This is a genomic window from Actinocorallia populi, from assembly GCF_002995495.1.
GTDB classification, from domain to species: domain Bacteria; phylum Actinomycetota; class Actinomycetes; order Streptosporangiales; family Streptosporangiaceae; genus Actinocorallia; species Actinocorallia populi.
On the sequence record NZ_PVZV01000002.1, the window covers coordinates 284,558 to 301,577 of the forward strand.

The 17,020-nt window shown below is 72.1% G+C and carries 21 protein-coding genes and 2 pseudogenes; 13 read left to right on the forward strand and 10 right to left on the reverse strand.

The features are described from left to right. Positions 1-26: 26 nt before the first annotated feature. Together C2865_RS08230 and C2865_RS08235 are read right to left on the reverse strand one after the other, a co-directional pair. The gene (locus C2865_RS08230; protein ID WP_106398627.1) at positions 27-611 is read right to left on the reverse strand and encodes a YqgE/AlgH family protein; all 585 of its coding nucleotides are present in this window, start codon (positions 609-611) and stop codon (positions 27-29) included. Between the two features lie 114 nt (positions 612-725). Continuing rightward, positions 726-1,139, reverse strand: a complete 414-nt coding sequence (locus C2865_RS08235) for a hypothetical protein (protein WP_106397768.1) — start codon at positions 1,137-1,139, stop codon at positions 726-728. On the opposite strand from C2865_RS08235, the gene C2865_RS08240 reads away from it, so the two are divergent. The 3 genes from C2865_RS08240 (at position 1,129) to C2865_RS08250 (ending at position 4,229) form a co-directional block, all read left to right on the forward strand. Beyond that, entirely contained in the window at positions 1,129-1,527 is a 399-nt protein-coding gene (locus C2865_RS08240) for a hypothetical protein (protein ID WP_106397769.1), read from the forward strand. The two genes, C2865_RS08235 and C2865_RS08240, sit on opposite strands and share 11 nt — an antisense overlap. A 45-nt stretch (positions 1,528-1,572) precedes the next feature. Next, the gene (locus tag C2865_RS39275; RefSeq protein WP_157963625.1) at positions 1,573-2,409 is read left to right on the forward strand and encodes a hypothetical protein; all 837 of its coding nucleotides are present in this window, start codon (positions 1,573-1,575) and stop codon (positions 2,407-2,409) included. A gap of 83 nt (positions 2,410-2,492) precedes the next feature. Further along, positions 2,493-4,229: a DEAD/DEAH box helicase gene (locus tag C2865_RS08250; protein WP_106397770.1), complete on the forward strand. Its 1,737-nt coding sequence runs from the start codon at positions 2,493-2,495 to the stop codon at positions 4,227-4,229. Between the two features lie 9 nt (positions 4,230-4,238). Here the strand turns inward: C2865_RS08250 and C2865_RS08255 are convergent, their stop codons facing one another. Next, entirely contained in the window at positions 4,239-4,817 is a 579-nt protein-coding gene (locus C2865_RS08255) for an isochorismatase family protein (protein WP_106397771.1), read from the reverse strand. 28 nt (positions 4,818-4,845) lie between these two features. Then, positions 4,846-6,156, reverse strand: coding sequence for a nicotinate phosphoribosyltransferase (locus C2865_RS08260; protein WP_106397772.1), 1,311 nt, complete (start codon positions 6,154-6,156; stop codon positions 4,846-4,848). 80 nt (positions 6,157-6,236) lie between these two features. On the opposite strand from C2865_RS08260, the gene clpS reads away from it, so the two are divergent. The 10 genes from clpS to rdgB all read left to right on the forward strand — a co-directional run bounded on the left by clpS (position 6,237) and on the right by rdgB (position 12,868). Then, the gene (clpS, locus tag C2865_RS08265; protein WP_106397773.1) at positions 6,237-6,527 is read left to right on the forward strand and encodes an ATP-dependent Clp protease adapter ClpS; all 291 of its coding nucleotides are present in this window, start codon (positions 6,237-6,239) and stop codon (positions 6,525-6,527) included. Beyond that, positions 6,528-7,061, forward strand: a complete 534-nt coding sequence (locus C2865_RS08270; RefSeq protein WP_106397774.1) for a DUF2017 domain-containing protein — start codon at positions 6,528-6,530, stop codon at positions 7,059-7,061. Between the two features lie 79 nt (positions 7,062-7,140). Next, a complete protein-coding gene (locus tag C2865_RS08275; protein ID WP_106398628.1) occupies positions 7,141-7,563 on the forward strand; it encodes a M67 family metallopeptidase in 423 nt (140 codons plus the stop codon). Between the two features lie 131 nt (positions 7,564-7,694). Continuing rightward, positions 7,695-7,967, forward strand: coding sequence for a MoaD/ThiS family protein (locus tag C2865_RS08280; protein ID WP_106397775.1), 273 nt, complete (start codon positions 7,695-7,697; stop codon positions 7,965-7,967). A 3-nt stretch (positions 7,968-7,970) separates the two neighbouring features. Next, positions 7,971-8,918 (forward strand): PLP-dependent cysteine synthase family protein, encoded by a 948-nt coding sequence (locus C2865_RS08285; protein ID WP_106397776.1) that lies wholly within the window; start codon positions 7,971-7,973, stop codon positions 8,916-8,918. Between the two features lie 128 nt (positions 8,919-9,046). Then, complete coding sequence (locus C2865_RS08290) at positions 9,047-9,859, forward strand: thioesterase family protein (RefSeq protein WP_106397777.1); 813 nt, start codon at positions 9,047-9,049, stop codon at positions 9,857-9,859. Between the two features lie 60 nt (positions 9,860-9,919). Continuing rightward, positions 9,920-10,741: a glutamate racemase gene (gene murI / locus C2865_RS08295; protein WP_106397778.1), complete on the forward strand. Its 822-nt coding sequence runs from the start codon at positions 9,920-9,922 to the stop codon at positions 10,739-10,741. A 25-nt stretch (positions 10,742-10,766) separates the two neighbouring features. Continuing rightward, positions 10,767-11,513, forward strand: coding sequence for an MBL fold metallo-hydrolase (locus C2865_RS08300; RefSeq protein WP_106397779.1), 747 nt, complete (start codon positions 10,767-10,769; stop codon positions 11,511-11,513). Between the two features lie 21 nt (positions 11,514-11,534). After that, positions 11,535-12,254: a ribonuclease PH gene (gene rph, locus C2865_RS08305; protein WP_106397780.1), complete on the forward strand. Its 720-nt coding sequence runs from the start codon at positions 11,535-11,537 to the stop codon at positions 12,252-12,254. Beyond that, entirely contained in the window at positions 12,251-12,868 is a 618-nt protein-coding gene (gene rdgB, locus C2865_RS08310) for an RdgB/HAM1 family non-canonical purine NTP pyrophosphatase (RefSeq protein WP_106397781.1), read from the forward strand. The genes rph and rdgB overlap by 4 nt, the downstream gene beginning before the upstream one ends. 296 nt (positions 12,869-13,164) lie before the next feature. Here the strand turns inward: rdgB and C2865_RS40605 are convergent, their stop codons facing one another. The 6 genes and pseudogenes from C2865_RS40605 to C2865_RS41800 all read right to left on the reverse strand — a co-directional run. Next, positions 13,165-14,112, reverse strand: a complete 948-nt coding sequence (locus C2865_RS40605) for a sensor histidine kinase (RefSeq protein ID WP_232835456.1) — start codon at positions 14,110-14,112, stop codon at positions 13,165-13,167. Further along, a complete protein-coding gene (locus C2865_RS08325; RefSeq protein WP_106397782.1) occupies positions 14,097-14,516 on the reverse strand; it encodes an STAS domain-containing protein in 420 nt (139 codons plus the stop codon). The genes C2865_RS40605 and C2865_RS08325 overlap by 16 nt, the downstream gene beginning before the upstream one ends. 139 nt (positions 14,517-14,655) lie before the next feature. Further along, a pseudogene (locus C2865_RS41795) lies at positions 14,656-14,991 on the reverse strand (MEDS domain-containing protein); the annotation flags it as partial. A gap of 146 nt (positions 14,992-15,137) precedes the next feature. Continuing rightward, entirely contained in the window at positions 15,138-16,058 is a 921-nt protein-coding gene (locus tag C2865_RS08335) for a sensor histidine kinase (protein WP_106397783.1), read from the reverse strand. After that, positions 16,058-16,189 carry a hypothetical protein gene (locus tag C2865_RS41360; RefSeq protein ID WP_269802701.1) on the reverse strand — a complete coding sequence of 44 codons (132 nt, stop codon included), beginning with the start codon at positions 16,187-16,189 and terminating at the stop codon, positions 16,058-16,060. Before C2865_RS41360 ends, C2865_RS08335 begins: the two co-directional genes overlap by 1 nt. A 239-nt stretch (positions 16,190-16,428) precedes the next feature. Next, positions 16,429-16,878: pseudogene (locus C2865_RS41800) on the reverse strand (MEDS domain-containing protein); the annotation flags it as partial. Between the last annotated feature and the right edge of the window lie 142 nt (positions 16,879-17,020).

A 17,020-nucleotide genomic window follows, 5' to 3' on the forward strand; every position in this document is an offset into this window, starting at 1 on the left:
GCTCGTAAGTCGGCTCGCTCATCCGTTCAGTTTAGTGACGGATCCTCGGGATACGTCGCGACGAAGGCCAGGTCGCCGCCCTGCCTGCGCAGCACCGCCTGCCAGAGCCGCTCCGGAGCGGCGGTGAAGACGTCGGCGGGCTCGGCGGCGAGCACGTACCAGGTGCCCTCGGCGAGCTCTGACCGGAGCTGGTCAGCGCCCCAGCCGGCGTACCCGGCGAAGACCCGGAAGCTCGCGAGCTCCCCGGCCAGCAGCTCCGGCGGGCCGTCCAGGTCGACCAGCCCGATGCGGGCCAGGGCGGGCACGCCGTCCAGCGCCCGCCAGCCGAGCGGCTCGCCGGTGCCGGGCAGGTGGGCCAGCGCCAGCGCGCTGTCCAGCCCCACCGGTCCGCCCTGGAACACCACGTCAGGGCAGTCGGCGAGGCCCGCCCAGGCGGGCAGGATCTGCCCGACGGCGACCTCGGTGGGCCGGTTCAGCACCACGCCCAGGGTCGCCTCCCCGGGGTCGTGGTCGACCACCAGGACCACGCCGCGCCGGAAGTTGGGGTCCTCCAGGGTCGGTGTGGCCACCAAGAGACGGCCGGGCCGGATGTCGTCCTCCTGTTCCCGCATGGCCTCCATCATCGCCTGTTCCCAGGGGAGCCCGGCACGCGGTCCGCGGAACGGGCACGGCGTTGCGCCTACCGAACCGGGGCGTAACCGCCACAATGGAGGGTAAAGAAACGATCAAGCGATGCTCTCGGGAGGCGCGGGGATGCAGCCGGTCAGGGTGATCATTGCAGCGATCTTCTTCGTGATCGGGGCTCTGATCGTGATTCCCGCCTTCACCGGCGGGAACAGCACTTCGGACGCCTCCTCCACGACGGAGCCGACCCCGACGGAGACGCCGCCCGCCACCACCTCCCCGACCGCGGGCCCCACGGCCACGCGCAGCGCCTCGCCCACGGCGACCAGGACGCCCGCGCCCACCCGGACGGCGACCCCGGAGCCCACCAGGACCACGCCCGCGCCGCGCCCGACCGCGACGGCGAGCACGCCGCCGCCGGCCTCCCCGACGTCCGCCGCGCCGCCCGCGCGGGCGCTGACCGTCGTCTTCGGGAAGATCGACTGCCCCGCCAGGAAGATCAGCGTGAAGGTCACCAACGACACGGGGACCGGCCAGGGGTACGCCATCACCCGCAACGGCTCGATCGTGCTCGCCGACCAGCTCGGCCCGAACGCCTCGCGGACGTCCTCGGTGGCACTGTCCGAGGACAGGCGGGTGGTCGTGCGGGTGACCCAGGACGGCAGGCCGGTGGACGGCCGCACCTACCGGCTCGACTGCCGCAAGGCCGCCGCGGGCGACGGCCCGGCGGAGCCGGGGACGGACGCCGACCGGCTGCCGCACACCGGGGCCGACGACACCGTGATGATCGCCCGGATCGCGACCGGCGCCGCCTCGATGATCACCGGCGCGATCATCCTCTGGTGGGGGGGCCTGTGGCCGCGCCGCCGCGAGAACGTGTTCGGACGGGCCGATCGGGGGTAGGCCCACCCGTTGTGATCATGGGATCACGCTGCGGGAGGTGGACCTTTGTTCGGGGAGATGCTGGCGGCCGCGCTGCCCGCCGATCTGGAGGTGGACTTCGGCGAGGTGAGCTGCCCCTCCAGGGTCGTGGCGGTCACCATCGCCAACACGGGCAAGGCCGACGAGCGCTACGCCCTGCGCGTCGCGGGCCGCGTCCAGCGCACCGAGCTGGTCCCGGCCGGCACCACCGTCGTCAGCCGCGTCCGCCTTCCCGAAGACCGCCCCGTCATCATCGCCGTCCACACCGCGGGGGAGTCCGCCGCCTCGGCCCGGCGCACCGCCGACTGCACCGCGGAGTCCTTCGTCCCGGCGCCCTCGGCCCCGTCCGCCTCGGCTCCTCCCTCCGCCTCCGCCCCGGCCGCCTCCGCCCCGGCCGCGCCGGAGCCCAAGGGCGGGACCACCGCGTCCAAGGAGCCGGGTCCCGCGCCTTCCGCGAGCGAGAAGGGGACGCCGGCCGCGGAGCCCGCGGGAGGAACCGCGACGGAGACGCCGGGAGCGTCCTCCGGCACGCCGTCGTCCACGCCTCCCGCGGCCCGGCGAGCGGTCCCGGACGCGGTGACACCGTCCGACGGGGAGACCTCCGGCACCGTGAAGAAGCTCATAGGGACGGAGTCGACGAAGGAGAAACCCGCGGCGAAGGCGAAGAAGAGACGGCACATCGCGGCGGGGGACACGCGGAAGCGAGTACGGGAACAGATGCTTCCGATGACGGGAATCAGTCCGGCGTTCGCGTACACGGGACTGGGCACGGCCGTCACGGGAGGCCTCCTGGCCTGGTACGCGCTGCTGTGGCCGGGCCGAAGAACGCAGGCGTTCCCCCCTCGCGAACGCTCCCGATCGTGACGCCCCCCACCGCGTCCAGGGCGTGTCCTGTCGGTGAGGCTCGGTAGCCTTTCGGGATCGTGAGTACCTTTGCCGCCCCCGACATGCCACCCGCCTTCCCCGAGCGGGCCGCCTGGGGAACCGCCGGATCGCTGCGCGCCTGGCAGCAGCAGGCGCTGGAACTCTACTTCCGCGAGCCCCGGCGGGACTTCCTGACGGTCGCGACGCCCGGCGCGGGCAAGACCACCTTCGCGCTGCGCCTGGCCCGCGAGCTGCTCGACCGCCGCGCGATCCAGGGGATCACCGTCGTCTGCCCGACCGAGCACCTCAAGCGCCAGTGGGCCGAGTCGGCCACCCGGGTCGGCATCAAGATCGACCCGGAGTTCACCAACGCGCAGGGCAAGACCGGCAAGGACTTCCACGGGGTCGCGGTCACCTACGCCACCGTGGCGGCCCGCCCGGCGCTGCACCGCAACCGCACCGAGGCGCGCAAGACCCTCATCATCATGGACGAGGTCCACCACGCCGGCGACGGCCTGTCGTGGGGCGACGCGGTGCGCGAGTCGTTCGAGCCGGCCACCCGCAGGCTCAGCCTGTCGGGCACGCCGTTTCGCACCGACATCAACCCGATCCCCTTCGTCGACTACGAGGAGGGGCCCGACGGCATCCGCCGCAGCCGCGCCGACTACACCTACGGGTACGGTCCCGCGCTGGCCGACGGCGTCGTGCGGCCGGTCATGTTCATGGCCTACGCGGGGGAGATGCGCTGGCGCACCCGCGCGGGCGACGAGCTGACCGCCACGCTCGGCCAGCCGCTCACCCAGGACCAGACGTCCCAGGCGTGGCGGGCGGCGCTCGACCCCAAGGGCGACTGGATCCGCCAGGTCATCCAGGCGGCCGACAGGCGCCTCACCGAGATCCGCAAGGCGATGCCGGACGCCGGGGCGATGGTCATCGCCACCGACCACGAGGCGGCCCGCGCCTACGCCAAGATGATCCGCGGCATCACCGGGCAGGGCGCCACCATCGTGCTGTCGGACGACCCGAAGGCCAGCAAGAAGATCAAGCAGTTCGCCGACTCGGAGGACCGCTGGCTGTGCGCGGTCCGCATGGTCTCCGAGGGCGTCGACATCCCGCGCCTGGCCGTCGGCGTCTACGCCACCTCGACCGCCACGCCGCTGTTCTTCGCGCAGGCCATCGGGCGCTTCGTGCGCGCCCGCAAGCGCGGCGAGACGGCGTCGGTGTTCCTGCCCAGCGTGCCGCTCCTCATGGGCCACGCCGCCGAGATGGAGCGCGAGCGCGACCACGTCCTGGACCGCAGGCAGCGCGAGCAGGACGGGCTGGACGACGAGGCGCTGGAGCAGGCCAACCGCAAGAACGACGGCGCCGACCTGTCGGAGGAGATCCCCTTCGAGACGATGGAGGCCAGCGCCACCTTCGACCGCGTGCTGTTCGACGGCGGCGAGTTCGGTCTGCAGGCCGCCCCCGGCTCCGCCGAGGAGGAGGACTTCCTGGGCATCCCCGGCCTGCTCGAGCCCGAGCAGGTCGCCCAGCTGCTGCGCCAGCGCCAGGCCAGCCAGCTCGCCGCCCAGCGCAAGCGCGCCGCGGGCGGGGAGCCCGAGCCCGAGCGGGCCGCCACCGCCGCCGAGGACCTCCACGCCCTGCGCACCGAGCTCAACAGCCTCGTCGGCGCCTGGAGCCACCGCACCGGCAAGCCCCACGGAGTCGTCCACACCGAACTCCGCCGCGACTGCGGCGGCCCCGCCGTCCCCCAGGCCAGCGCCGTGGAGATCAAGCGCCGCATCGAGAAGATCAGGGAGTGGGCCGCCCGGAGGTCCTGAGCCCCGCGGTCAGGAGGCCAGGACGGGGTCGCCCTCGAGGCGCACCCCGGCCGCGCGCAGCTCCGCCAGGGCCCGGGTGGTGGTGGCGGGGGAGACGCCCGCGGTGAGGCCGAGCAGGACGGTGGTGTCCAGACCCGCGGCCCTGGCGTCCAGGGCGGTGGCGCGGACGCAGTGGTCGGTGGCGATGCCGACGACGTCGACGCCGGTGACGCCGCGGGACTTCAGCCACGCGTCCAGGGGGGTGCCGTCGTCGGCCGTTCCCTCGAAGCCGCTGTAGGCGGCGGTCTCGCGCCCCTTGCTGAAGACCGCCTCGATGGGGGCGAGCGACAGGGCGGGGTGGAAGTCCGCGCCGGGCGTGCCGATGACGCAGTGCGGCGGCCAGGACTCCGCGTAGTCGGGTTCCTCGGCGAAGTGGTCGCCCGGGTCCAGGTGGAAGTCGCGGGTGGCCACCACGTGGGCGTACTCGTCCCGGTGCCCGGCCAGATGGCCGGAGATGGCGGAGGCGACGCCCGCGCCGCCGCCGACGGCCAGCGAACCCCCCTCGCAGAAGTCGTTCTGGACGTCCACGATGATCAACGCGCGGCTCATGGTCCTCCTGTCGATGCTCAGGTGGAGATTAACTCTGTCCCGTGAGGGTGGGAAGGGCGGGATCGCCCTTGGTCAGGTGCAGGGCGGCGGGGGGGAGTTCGGCCAGGGCGCGCCGGTGGCGGTCGCGGGCGGCCTCCAGGGGCTCGCGTCCGACGACGCGCCCGGAGGAGACCAGGGGGACCTGGAGGGGGCGGTCCTCGGTGCCGGGCTCGGGGACCGGCTCGGCGGCGGAGACGAGCTCCGCCACGGCCGTTCCGTCCTGGAAGCGGCGGTGGGCGTGCTTGCGGCCGCCCGTGCCGGACTTGCCGGGGGAGGACTTGGCGACCGGGAGGAGGGCGCCTGAGGAGTCCTCGCGGGCCACCAGCTTGTAGACGAGGGAGGCGGTGGGCGCGCCGGAGCCGGTGACCAGGGACGTGCCCACGCCGTAGGCGTCGCAGGGGGCGGCGGCCAGGGCGGCGATGGCGTACTCGTCGAGGTCGCCGGTGACCACGATGCGGGTGCCGCGGGCGCCGAGGTCGTCGAGCCGGCGGCGCACCTCCTCGGCGACCACGCGCAGGTCGCCGCTGTCGATGCGGACCGCGCCCAGCCGCGGCCCGGCCAGTTCGACGGCGGTGCGCACGGCCTCGGCCACGTCGTAGGTGTCGACGAGGAGGGTCGTCTCCTCCCCGGCGGAGGCGAGCTGGGAGCGGAACGCCTGGCGCTCGTCGTCGTGCAGGAGCGTGAAGGCGTGGGCGGAGGTCCCGGCGGTGGGCACGCCGTACATCCGTCCGGCCTCCAGGTTGGAGGTCGTGGCGAAGCCGCAGAGGCGGGCGACGCGCGCGGCGGCCACCGCCGCGCCCTCGTGGGTGCGGCGGGAGCCCATCTCGATCAGCGGGCGCCCGGAGGCCGCCTGGACCATGCGGGAGGCGGCGGCGGCCACCGCGCAGTCGTGGTTGAAGACGGACAGCGCCAGGGTCTCCAGCAGGACCGTCTCGGCGAACGTGCCCTCCACCCGCAGGATGGGCGAGCCCGGGAAGTAGCAGTCGCCCTCGGCGTAGCCCCAGATGTCGCCGCCGAACCGGAAGCCCTCCAGCCAGGCCGCGGTGGTGTCGTCGACGACGCCGCCGCGGGTGAGGAAGTCCAGCTCGGCCGCGCCGAACCGGAAGCGCTCCAGGGCGTCCAGGAACCGTCCGGTACCGGCCGTCACGCCGTACCTGCGGCCCTGGGGAAGCCGCCGGGCGAACACCTCGAAGACCGCGTGCCGCGCCGCGGTGCCGTCGCGCAGGGCGGCCTGCAGCATGGTGAGTTCATAATGATCAGTGAGCAGCGCCGTGCTCGCGCCGAACCCCGTCTCTGGCATGTCCACCCTCCGCAGACTACGGGTAGGGGTGTTCGCGGCCGTGCGCCCGGTAGGTTCGAGAACGAGGGAGGGAGAATCCGATGACCAGCGCGCCCATCACCGTCGAGAGGCCTGGTGCGGACGAGGAGATCCGTCCTGATCTCCCGTGGCTGACCATCGTCTGGAACGACCCGATCAACCTGATGTCGTACGTCACCTACGTCTTCCAGACGGTGTTCGGGTTCGCCAGGGAGAAGGCCGAGAAGCTCATGCTCGACGTGCACCACAAGGGGAGGGCCGTGGTCGACTCCGGCACCCGGGAGGAGATGGAACGCAATGTCGAGGTGCTCCACTCCTACGGGCTGTGGGCGACAGTGAAGCGGGACGACTAGATGGGCGGCGGTTTCAAGAGGAGCTCCACGGGCGTCCGCATGTCGCTGGACCGGGTGGAGAAGGCGGTGCTGGCCAACCTCATCGGCCAGCTGCGGCAGCTGCTGGAGGAGCTGCCCAAGGGCGACCCGGGCCTGGCCGAGCTGGGCATCTCCGAGAGCACGGAGGCCCCCGGCGACCCGGTGCTGGCGCGGTTGTTCCCCGACGGCTACCGCGAGGACGGGGCGGCGTCGGGGGAGTTCCGCCGCTACACCGAGGCGTCGCTGCGCGAGGGCAAGGAGCGCGACTCCGAGCTCGTGCTGCGCACCCTGAACGAGGGCGGGGACGTCTCCCTGGACCCCGACCAGGCGCAGTCCTGGCTGCGGGTGCTCAACGACCTGCGGCTGGCCCTGGGCACCCGGCTGGAGCTCGGCGAGGACGACCACGACCGGTTCCGCGACCTGGACGAGGACGACCCCGAGTACACCATGATCGTCACCTACGACTGGCTGACCCAGCTGCAGGACGGCCTGGTGCACTGCCTGTGGGGCGGGTGAGCGGTCCCGGCCGGCCGTGCCCCGCGGGGAGCGACCCGGCGTTTCCAGGACGAAATTCCTCCTGGGTAATATGCGGCTCATGCTGACCATCACCCAGGAGATCGTCGACCAGATCACGGCGCACGCGCGCGCCGACCACCCCGACGAGGCCTGCGGCGTGGTGGCGGGGCCGATCGGCAGCGACCGCCCCGAGCGCTTCGTCCCCATGGAGAACGCCGAGCGCTCCCCGACCTTCTACCGCTTCGACTCGCTGGAGCAGCTGAAGGTCTGGCGGGAGATGGACGACCGGGACGAGGAGCCGGTGGTGATCTACCACTCGCACACCGCGACCGAGGCCTACCCCTCGCGGACCGACGTGTCCTACGCCGCGGAGCCGAACGCCCACTACGTCCTGGTCTCCACCCGGGAAGAGAATGAGACCGAGTTTCGTTCGTACCGGATCGTGGACGGTGTCATCACCGAGGAAGAGGTGAGGATCGTCGGGACCTACGAATCCGTGTGACCCGAACCCGGGTAAACTCGGCGTCATGGTCCAGAGTTTCCTCTTCTCCCACTCGCGTGCCGAGGTCGTCTACGACTGTCGGTGACGCCTGTCCCCGAGCCGTAAACGACTTTTGAAGGAGATCACGCAAGATGGCGATCGAGGTCCGGATCCCGACGATTCTGCGCAACCTCACCGACGGCGCCAAGGCCGTCGAGGGCAAGGGCGCCAACCTGGCCGAGCTGATCGGCGACCTGGACGCCCGCCACCCGGGCCTGCGCGACCGCCTGGTCGACGACAAGGGCCTGCGCCGGTTCGTCAACGTCTATCTCAACGACGAGGACGTGCGCTTCCTGGGCGGCCTGGACACCGAGGTGTCCGACGGCGACACCGTCACCGTCCTCCCCGCCGTCGCCGGCGGCTGAACCGTGCGTTACGACTCCCTGCTGGACTCGGTGGGGCGGACCCCGCTGGTGGGCCTGCCCCGCCTGTCGCCGTCCCCCGAGGTCCGGATCTGGGCCAAGCTGGAGGACCGCAACCCCACCGGCTCCATCAAGGACCGCCCGGCGTTGTGGATGATCCAGCAGGCGGAGAAGGACGGCGTGCTCACCCCCGGCTGCACGATCCTGGAGCCCACCTCGGGCAACACCGGGATCTCGCTGGCCATGGCCGCCAAGCTCAAGGGCTACCGCATCATCTGCGTGATGCCCGAGAACACCTCCGAGGAGCGCCGCCAGCTGCTGCGGATGTGGGGGGCGGAGATCATCCCCTCGCCCGCGGCGGGCGGCTCCAACGAGGCGGTGCGGGTGGCCAAGGGCCTGGCCGCCGAGCACCCCGACTGGGTCATGCTCTACCAGTACGGCAACGCGGCCAACGCGCTCGCGCACTACGAGACGACCGGTCCCGAGCTGCTGGCGGACCTGCCGACGATCACGCACTTCGTGGCGGGTCTGGGCACCACCGGCACCCTGATGGGCACCGGCCGGTTCCTGCGCGAGCACGTGCCCGGCATCAAGATCGTCGCGGCCGAGCCCCGGTACGGCGACCTCGTCTACGGGCTGCGCAACATCGACGAGGGCTTCGTGCCCGAGCTGTACGACGCGAGCGTGCTGACCACCCGCTTCTCCGTCACCTCCGGTGACGCGCTGCGCCGCACCCGCCAGCTGCTGGAGCAGGAGGGCATCTTCGCCGGGATCTCCACCGGCGCGTCGCTGCACGCCGCCCTGGGCGTGGCCGCCAAGGCGGTCAAGGCCGGGGAGCGCGCCGACATCGCCTTCCCGGTCGCCGACGGCGGCTGGAAGTACCTCTCCACGGGCGCCTACGAGGGCACCCTGGAAGAGGCCGAGGCCGCCCTCGAAGGCCAGCTCTGGGCCTGATCCGCCGCCGCCGGTCCGGGATCCCCGGGCCGGCGGGCCGCGGTCCGGGCGCACCGGCCGCCTTCCGGCCGCGCCGGGATCGGTAGGCTGAGCCGCCGAACGTAGTTCGGTGCGCCTTGGGTGGGAACATGACGATATTCAGTGAAGCGACCGCTGTCTCCGCCGAGGGCGAGGGACGCTACCGCGCCGAGTTGAGCGACGCCTTCGGGTTCGAGACGAAGCAGGACGGTCCCGTCGTGCTGAACGGCGGCTACCTCATGGCCGTCCTGATGCGCGCCGCCGTCGCCGAGTCCTCGCACGCCCATCCGATCTCCACGGCGGTGAGCTTCCTGCGGCCGGGCCTGCCCGGACCCGCGGAGGTCGTGGTGGAACGGCGCCGGGAGGGACGCACGGCGTCCATGCTCCGCGCCTCGCTGCTCCAGAACGGCGAGCCGCTGCTGGACGCGCTGGTGACGACCGGCACGCTCGACCCCGACGAGAAGCCCGTCCACCTGGGCGAACCGCCCGCCCCGATGCCCGCGCCCGAGGACTGCCCCCCGCGCGGGCGGGAGCGTCCGAAGAGGGGCTTCCCCGCCAACGTGGACATGCGGTTCGACCCGGCCGTGATGGGCTGGCTGGACGGGAACCCCACGGGCCGGCCGGAGATGCGCTCCCACGTGCGGCTGGCGGGCGGCGACGAGCCCGATCCCTACGTCCTGGCGCTGGCCATCGACTCGCTGATCCCCGTGGTGACGAACGCCGGATTCCCCGGCTGGTCGCCCACGGTCGAGCTGACCTGGCACCTGCGGGCGCTGCCGGCACCCGGGTGGCTCTGCGTGTACGGGTCCGGACGTATGGTGAACCAGGGGTGGTCCGACGAGGACGTGGAGGTCTGGGATGCCGCCGGAAATCTGGTCGCACAGAGCAGGCAGCTCGCACGAGCCGCACGTACTCGCAAGTAACCTCCGATGTATTGAGCGTCACACATTGTGTGACGACGTCTTCGAATAGCCTAGGTCGTCATGTCAGACGCGCCTATCGGGATCTTCGACAGCGGCTTCGGCGGACTCACGGTGGCCCGGGCCGTGCTGGACCAATTGCCCGGAGAGCCGATCCTCTACCTGGGCGACTCGGCGCGTCAGCCCTACGGTCCCCGGCCGATCGCCGAGGTCCGCGGGTACGCCCTGGAGATGCTCGACCAGCTGGTCAAAGAGGGCGTGAAGATGCTCGTGATCGCCTGCAACAGCGCCAGCTCGGCGATGCTGCGCGACGCCCGGGAGCGTTACGACGTGCCCGTCGTCGAGGTGATCTTCCCCGCCGCGCGGCGTGCCGTCGCCGCCACCCGCAACGGCAGGGTCGGGCTCATCGCGACCCGGGCCACGGTGACCAGCCGCGCCTACGACGACGCCTTCGCCATCGCCCCGCACATCGAGCTCACCAGCGCGGCCTGCCCGCGGTTCGTGGAATTCGTGGAGAACGGCGTCACGATGAGCGAGGAGCTGCTCGACGTGGCGCGCGGGTACCTGGAGCCGATCATCGAGGCCGGCTGCGACACCCTGATCCTCGGCTGCACGCACTACCCGCTGCTGACCGGGGTGATCTCCTACGTCGTCGGGGACGGGGTCACCCTCGTCTCCAGCGCCGACGAGACGGCCAAGGACGTCTACCGACTGCTGCACGACCAGGGGCTGGCCCGCGCGGAGGCCGCCGCCCCACCCGTCCACCGGTTCCGCGCGACCGGTGACCCCGAGGTGTTCCGCGCGATCGGACGCCGCTTCCTCGGACCGGTGCTCGGCTATGTCGAGTCCCCTTCGGACACCAGCGTGTTCCGTCTCACCCCATGAACCACAGTAAGCAGAGGAGCTCCCCGTGCGGGTGACTGTGATCGGCTGCTCCGGCAGCTTCCCGGGGCCGGACAGCCCCGCCTCCTGTTATCTCATCGAGGAGGACGGCTACGCCCTCCTGCTCGACTTCGGCAACGGCGCGCTGGGTGCCCTGCAGCGCCATCACGACCTGTACGACATCGACGCGATCGCCATCTCCCACCTGCACGCCGACCACTGCATGGACCTGTGCGGCTACTACGTGGCCCGCAAGTACTGCCCGCACGGCAGCAAGCCGAAGATCCCGGTCTTCGGGCCCACGGAGTCGGCGACGCGGATGGCCGAGGCCTACGACCTCGACCTCGACCCGGGCATGACGGACACCTTCGACTTCACCCCGCTGGCCCGCAGGTTCGAGGCGGGGCCGTTCGAGATCCGCTGCGAGCCGGTCAACCACGTGATCGAGTCCTACGGCTTCCGCATCACCTCGGCGGGCGGCGGCACGCTGGCCTACTCGGGCGACACCGGGCTCACCGACACCCTGGTCGACCTGGCCGAGGGCGCCGACCTGTTCCTGTGCGAGGCGTCCTTCCTGGAGGGCGACAACCCGCCCAACCTCCACCTGACCGCGAAGGAAGCCGCGGAGTACGCCGAACGGGCGCAGGTCGGACGGCTGGTGCTGACCCATCTGGTGCCGTGGAACGACGAGGAGAAGTCGCTCGTCGAGGCCGAGAACGGCGGGTACGGCGGGCCGATCGACCTGGCACGAAGCGGGACCGTCTACCGGCTGTAGGCGCACCGGTAGGCTGGCCCCATGGCTCGCCCCGACGGTCGCGTGAACGACCAGCTCCGACATGTCCGTATCCAGCGAGGCTGGCTCGACCACGCGGAGGGCTCCGTGCTGGTCGAGTTCGGCGGCACCCGTGTCCTGTGCGCGGCCTCGGTGCAGGACACGGTCCCGCGCTGGCGGCGCGACAGCGGCCTCGGCTGGCTGACCGCCGAGTACGCGATGCTGCCGCGCGCCACCAACACCCGCAACGACCGCGAGTCGGTGCGCGGCAAGCTCGGCGGGCGCACCCAGGAGATCTCCCGGCTGATCGGCCGCTCCCTGCGGGCGTGCGTGGACTTCAAGGCCTTCGCCGGCAGCACGGTCACCATCGACTGCGACGTGCTGCAGGCCGACGGCGGCACCCGCACCGCCGCCATCACCGGCGCCTACGTGGCGCTCGCCGACGCCGTCACCTGGATGCGCGACCGCAGGATGACCAAGGGCGACCCGCTCATCACCTCGGTGAGCGCGGTCAGCGTCGGCGTGGTGGCCGGGGAGTCCCGGCTGGACCTGTGCTACGAGGAGGACGTGGTCGCCGACACCGACATGAACGTGGTGTGCACCGGCGACGGCAGGCTCATCGAGGTGCAGGGCACCGCCGAGGGCGTGCCCTTCTCCCGCGAGCAGCTGAACGGGCTGCTCGACCTCGCCCAGATGGGCTGCGCCGACCTCACCATGATGCAGAAGGAGGCGCTGGCCCGATGAGCGCCCGGCTGGTGCTGGCCACGCGCAACCCCGGGAAGGTCGTCGAGCTGCGGGACCTGCTCACCTCCTTCGAGGTGGTGGGCCTGGCGGAGTTCCCCGACGCGCCCGACGTGCCGGAGACCGAGCCGACCTTCGCCGGAAACGCCCTGCTCAAGGCCAGGGCGATCGCCGCGCACACCGGCCTGCCCGCGGTCTCCGACGACTCGGGCCTGTGCGTGGACGCGCTGAACGGCATGCCCGGCGTGTTGTCGGCCCGCTGGTCGGGCCGGTTCGGCGCGCAGCACCCCGCCGGCAGGGACCGGGCCAACCTCGAGCTGGTGCTCGACCAGCTCGCCGACGTCGCCGAGGGCGCGCGCGGCGCGCACTTCGTCTGCGCGGCGGCCGTCGCCCACCCCGACGGGCGCGAGCACGTGGTGGAGGGCCGCATGGACGGCCGGATCATCACCGCGCCGCGCGGCACCGGCGGCTTCGGCTACGACCCGATCTTCGAACTCGCCGACCTGGGCCGGACCACCGCGGAGCTGAGCCCGCAGGAGAAGTCCGAGATCAGCCACCGCGGCCGCGCCTTCCGCGCCCTCGCGGCGTACCTGGAGGGAATCGCCGAACCCGGCTGATCCGCATGCGGACCGCCTGACGGACCCGGGGATTCCAGGTGGTCCGGCTGGTCCGTACTCCGGGCCGCCCGTCCGACCCGAGGGCCGGGCTGACCCGTACTCCGGGTCGCCTGCCCGACCGGGGATTCCAGGTGGTCCGGCTGGTCCGTACTCCGGGCCGCCCGTTTGACCCGGGGGTCCGGCTGTCCCAGGTGGCCGGGTGGTCCGGCTGATGCGCATGCGGGCCGCCCGTCCGACCCGGGCGGCCTGTCCGATCCGACGGTGGCCCGATCCGGCCGGATCGGGCCACCGTCGGGTCAGCAGACCATGCGCAGCTGTACCCGGGTGCCGTGGTGTCCGGCGCGGATCTCCAGCAGGTCGACCAGGATGCGGGCGCTCCACAGGCCGAACCCCTCCGAGACGGCCGACTCCGGGGGCAGGAAACCGGTCAGCCCGTCGGGATGCCACAGGCCGACGTCGGCGACCTCGCAGTGCAGCACGCGGCCGTGGCGCCAGACGCGGAGCTCGATCGGCGGGGTGCCGTGGACGACCGCGTTGGTGGCGATCTCGTTGGCGGCCATGACCAGCGGGCCTACCCTGTCCTGCGGCAGGCCCATCCGCAGCGCCCGCCCGGTCAGGAACGAGCGCATCGGCGCGAGGTCCAGCGAGGCGAGGGCGAGCCGTTCGGCGTCGGCGGGGACCTCGGGCAGCGGGAGCCGGTCGCAGCCGGCGCCGTAGCGCTCCGGCTGGACGTACTTGTCGTTGTAGGCCGGGTAGCGGCCGCCGTCGAAGAGCCCCGGATGGGTGCGCCTGGCCTCCTCGACGATCGGGGGAGGGGCCAGCGTGCGGTCGTAGGAGCAGATGACCCGCGCGTCCGAATGGCCGAACACCGCGTTCACCAGCGACTCGTACCGCCCCCATTCGCGGTGCTCCCACGCCTGGGGCCGGCGGCTCCAGTCCAGCTCGGCCAGCGCGCGCACCCTGCGGCCGCCGGCCAGGCGCAGCACGTCGTGGTAGGCGGCGATGGTGCGGACCGGGTGCCGGTAGAAGGCGGTCGCGTCGTGGAACTCCACCCCGGCGCCGTCCCGGCCCAGGACGTCCCGCAGCGCCTCCTGGCGGTCGTGCGGGAGCACGGCGAGGATGCGGTCGTCGGTGGCGAGGCCCTCGTGCAGGAAGGGCACGGCGGCGTCGAGGAACTCCTCGGTGCCGCCGTGCAGGAGCGCCTGGTGCAGCAGGGGTGAGGCGGCGGTCACGAGCGCCTCCATCCCAGGCCCTTGGCGATGCCCGGAAGCCGGTGGAAGCCCACCATCTCGATCACGCTCTCCAGTTCTGGTGAGGGATTGTCCAGGACGAGCCCCTTGCCCCGGGTGAGGCGCAGGGCGTGGGATCCCAGGAGGTTCAGCGCCACCAGGTCCATGAACCGCAGGTTCGCCAGTTCGAGGTGGACCTGGTCGGCCCGGTCGCGCGGGTCGCTCACCGAGGTGAGGGTCTGGGTGAAGGCCTGATGGCGCGCGCCGTCGATCTCCCCCTCCAGGCGAAGGCCGTAGGGGGCGTACGTACGGGTCATGCGCAGCACGCCGTCGTCGTATTCGGGATTCACTTCGACGAGTACCTCGTGGTGGTTCTGGAGGGCGGAGAGCGCCTCGGGAGCGCAGCGGCGCCGGTCCACCTGGCCAGATGGCGGTGGTCAATGTACTGGGCCCCACCAGCGACTCGACCTCGCAGTCGCAATCGAGCATGAAACTGTCACCTCCGGGGACGCCCGCCGCCCAGGTCATGTCCGCGGTGATGCGGACGCGACGGAACCGCTGGTCGAGCGCCCGCGCGATCTCCCGCTCCAGGGTGCGGGAGAGGGCGGAGGGGCGGCCGAGCCCGTCGTGGGCGCAGGCCTGCCGCCAGGGGATCACCGAGAGGTGCCCGGCCTCGGCGAAGGGTGTGGCGTCGATGTTGTGCAGGGGCAGCAGGCCGGGCAGGTCGCGGGGCGTGGTGTCGGCCACGCAGATCACCTTCTCGCCCGCGGCGAGGCCTTCGTAGACGAAGTCGCCCAGCACGCGCCGCTGTTCGTCGGGGTGGGAGTACGCCAGCCACGCGTGGTCGCCCGGCCGGAGCTCACCGACCGCGCGTTGCGTGAACCAGGTGACCATGCTCCGTCCTGAAGCTCGTGCCGCCTTGTGCGGGGAAAAGATGTTTCCTTCAGATGAGGTCAAGCGTACGCCCGGGAGAGGTGAAGGGAGGGAACTCTCCACAGGTTGGGGGGAAATATCATGGCTAATGCATCTGCACGTGCATTTCACTCGTGGAACGGTGTGTGAAGGCGAATCCTCGTCCCTTCTGCTCCGGTTCTGACCTGGACCAGGCCGCACAGCATGCGCACCGCCCACAGGCCCAGCCGCGGGGAGCCGGCGGTGCCGGGCGGCAGCCAGCCGGGCCCGTGCCGCTCCGGCGGGCACCAGTGCCCCCGGTCGCTCACCTCGCACAGCAGCGCCTCCTTCTCCTCCCACACCCGCAGCAGCACGGGCGGCTCGCCGTGGCCGAGCGCGTTGGTCGCCACCTCGGTGAACGCGACCAGCAGCTGGTGCAGCCGGTGGCCGCCCAGCCCGTACCGGCGCGCGTACACCGTGATCAGGGCGCGCGGCTCCCGCAGGTCCGGGGAGTGCAGGGGCATCTCCAGCGCGTGTCCGGGCACGGGGGGCAGCGGCAGGTCGCACATCGCGCTGAAGACGGCCGGGTCCAGGTAGGCCGGGTTGTCCCGGGGGCGGCCGTCCCGCGCCAGCAGCGGGTGGGTGCGCCGCGCGCCGTCCAGGACCGGGCCGGGCAGGTCCCTGTGGTAGGGGCACATGATGGCGCCGTCCGTCCGGGCCAGCGCCACGTTGACCAGCGCCTCCAGCCGCAGCCACTCCACGGTCTCCCAGCCGGTGCGGTCCTTCCACTCGGGCTCGGCCAGCAGCCGCACCCGCCGCCCGTTCTCGGCGGCCGCCTCCATCTGGTGCAGGACCCGCGAGACGACCCGGGCCGGATGCTCGTAGAAGGAGGAGGGGGACACGTAGCGCACCTGCGTGCCGAACTTCTCGCGGAGCAGGCCCGTCTTGCGCTCGCAGGTGACGGCCAGGACCGTCTCGTCGCGCTCCAGGCCCTCGTTCAAAAAGGGGTAGGCGGCGCCGAGGAACTCCTCGTCCTGCTCGTAGGGAAGCGCCACATGGGTCAGGGCCATCAGTCCTCATCCAGTCGGATCCCCGGCAGCCGGTGCATGCCGACCACCTCCAGCGTGGAGCGCACCTCGGGCGCCACCCGGTGCAGCACCACGGCGCTGCGCGACCCGCGTCTGCGCGTGTAGTCGACCATCGTCCGCAGGGCGCCGAGGCTGAGGAAGTCCAGTTCGGAGAGGTCCAGGTGGACCGCGTCCTCCCGCTGCGGCAGGGCGTTGAGCGCCTCGACGAAGTGGGTGTGCCGGGCGGCCGGTAGGTGCGGGTGATGCTGAGCACCGGGTCGTCGAAGTCGGGATCGGGCACCACTTGCACCTCGTGGTGCTCGGCGAGCAGGTCGAACTGGGCCGGTGAGCAGCGGCGCACGTCCGTCTGGCAGATCGCGGTGACCGACACGCTCGGCCCGACGCGCTCGGCGAGTTCGCGCTCGCACACGAGCAGGCGGGTGTCGCCGAACGGCTGGTCCAGCGCCCAGGACATCTCGGCGGTGATCCGGATGCCGCGGAACTCCTGCTCCTCGGCCTTGGCGACCTCGTCGGCGAAGGTCTGGAGCATCTTCTCCGGATCGAACATCCCGCCGGTCAGGCAGGCGTCGCCGACCGGGAGCAGGGTCAGCAGGCCCGCCCGGATCGCGGGGCTCAGGTCCTGCCCGTACAGGCCGGGCAGCTCCCAGTGCTCGGCGTCGGTCAGGTAGACGACCTTGTCGCGGATGCGCAGCCCCTGCGCGATCCACGAGCCGATGACGTGGGCCTGCTCTTCGGGGCAGCCGAACGGGAGCCAGGCATGGTCGCCCGGGAGAAGATCCCTGACCGATCTCCGGACGTACATGGCTGCTCGGGCCTCCCGACGGGTGCGGACCCGTTCAATCTACGTCGGCGGCGTCCGGATGGAGGGCCTCTTTTTTCATATACCGACTCGATGTGTTGCGGGAAGGGCGGGAGAGCCGGCTCCGGAACCGGAAAAGGGACAG

Bases quoted from the DNA above. Each gene is read 5' to 3' on its own strand.
- C2865_RS08230 (WP_106398627.1), bottom strand. From the start codon at position 611: ATGCGGGAACAGGAGGACGACATCCGGCCCGGCCGTCTCTTGGTGGCC.
- C2865_RS08250 (WP_106397770.1), top strand. From the start codon at position 2,493: ATGCCACCCGCCTTCCCCGAGCGGGCCGCCTGGGGAACCGCCGGATCG.
- C2865_RS08255 (WP_106397771.1), bottom strand. From the start codon at position 4,817: ATGAGCCGCGCGTTGATCATCGTGGACGTCCAGAACGACTTCTGCGAG.
- C2865_RS08260 (WP_106397772.1), bottom strand. From the start codon at position 6,156: ATGCCAGAGACGGGGTTCGGCGCGAGCACGGCGCTGCTCACTGATCAT.
- clpS (WP_106397773.1), top strand. From the start codon at position 6,237: ATGACCAGCGCGCCCATCACCGTCGAGAGGCCTGGTGCGGACGAGGAG.
- C2865_RS08270 (WP_106397774.1), top strand. From the start codon at position 6,528: ATGGGCGGCGGTTTCAAGAGGAGCTCCACGGGCGTCCGCATGTCGCTG.
- C2865_RS08275 (WP_106398628.1), top strand. From the start codon at position 7,141: ATGCTGACCATCACCCAGGAGATCGTCGACCAGATCACGGCGCACGCG.
- C2865_RS08280 (WP_106397775.1), top strand. From the start codon at position 7,695: ATGGCGATCGAGGTCCGGATCCCGACGATTCTGCGCAACCTCACCGAC.
- C2865_RS08290 (WP_106397777.1), top strand. From the start codon at position 9,047: ATGACGATATTCAGTGAAGCGACCGCTGTCTCCGCCGAGGGCGAGGGA.
- murI (WP_106397778.1), top strand. From the start codon at position 9,920: ATGTCAGACGCGCCTATCGGGATCTTCGACAGCGGCTTCGGCGGACTC.
- rph (WP_106397780.1), top strand. From the start codon at position 11,535: ATGGCTCGCCCCGACGGTCGCGTGAACGACCAGCTCCGACATGTCCGT.
- rdgB (WP_106397781.1), top strand. From the start codon at position 12,251: ATGAGCGCCCGGCTGGTGCTGGCCACGCGCAACCCCGGGAAGGTCGTC.
- C2865_RS40605 (WP_232835456.1), bottom strand. From the start codon at position 14,112: ATGGAGGCGCTCGTGACCGCCGCCTCACCCCTGCTGCACCAGGCGCTC.
- C2865_RS08335 (WP_106397783.1), bottom strand. From the start codon at position 16,058: ATGGCCCTGACCCATGTGGCGCTTCCCTACGAGCAGGACGAGGAGTTC.
- C2865_RS41360 (WP_269802701.1), bottom strand. From the start codon at position 16,189: ATGGTCGACTACACGCGCAGACGCGGGTCGCGCAGCGCCGTGGTGCTG.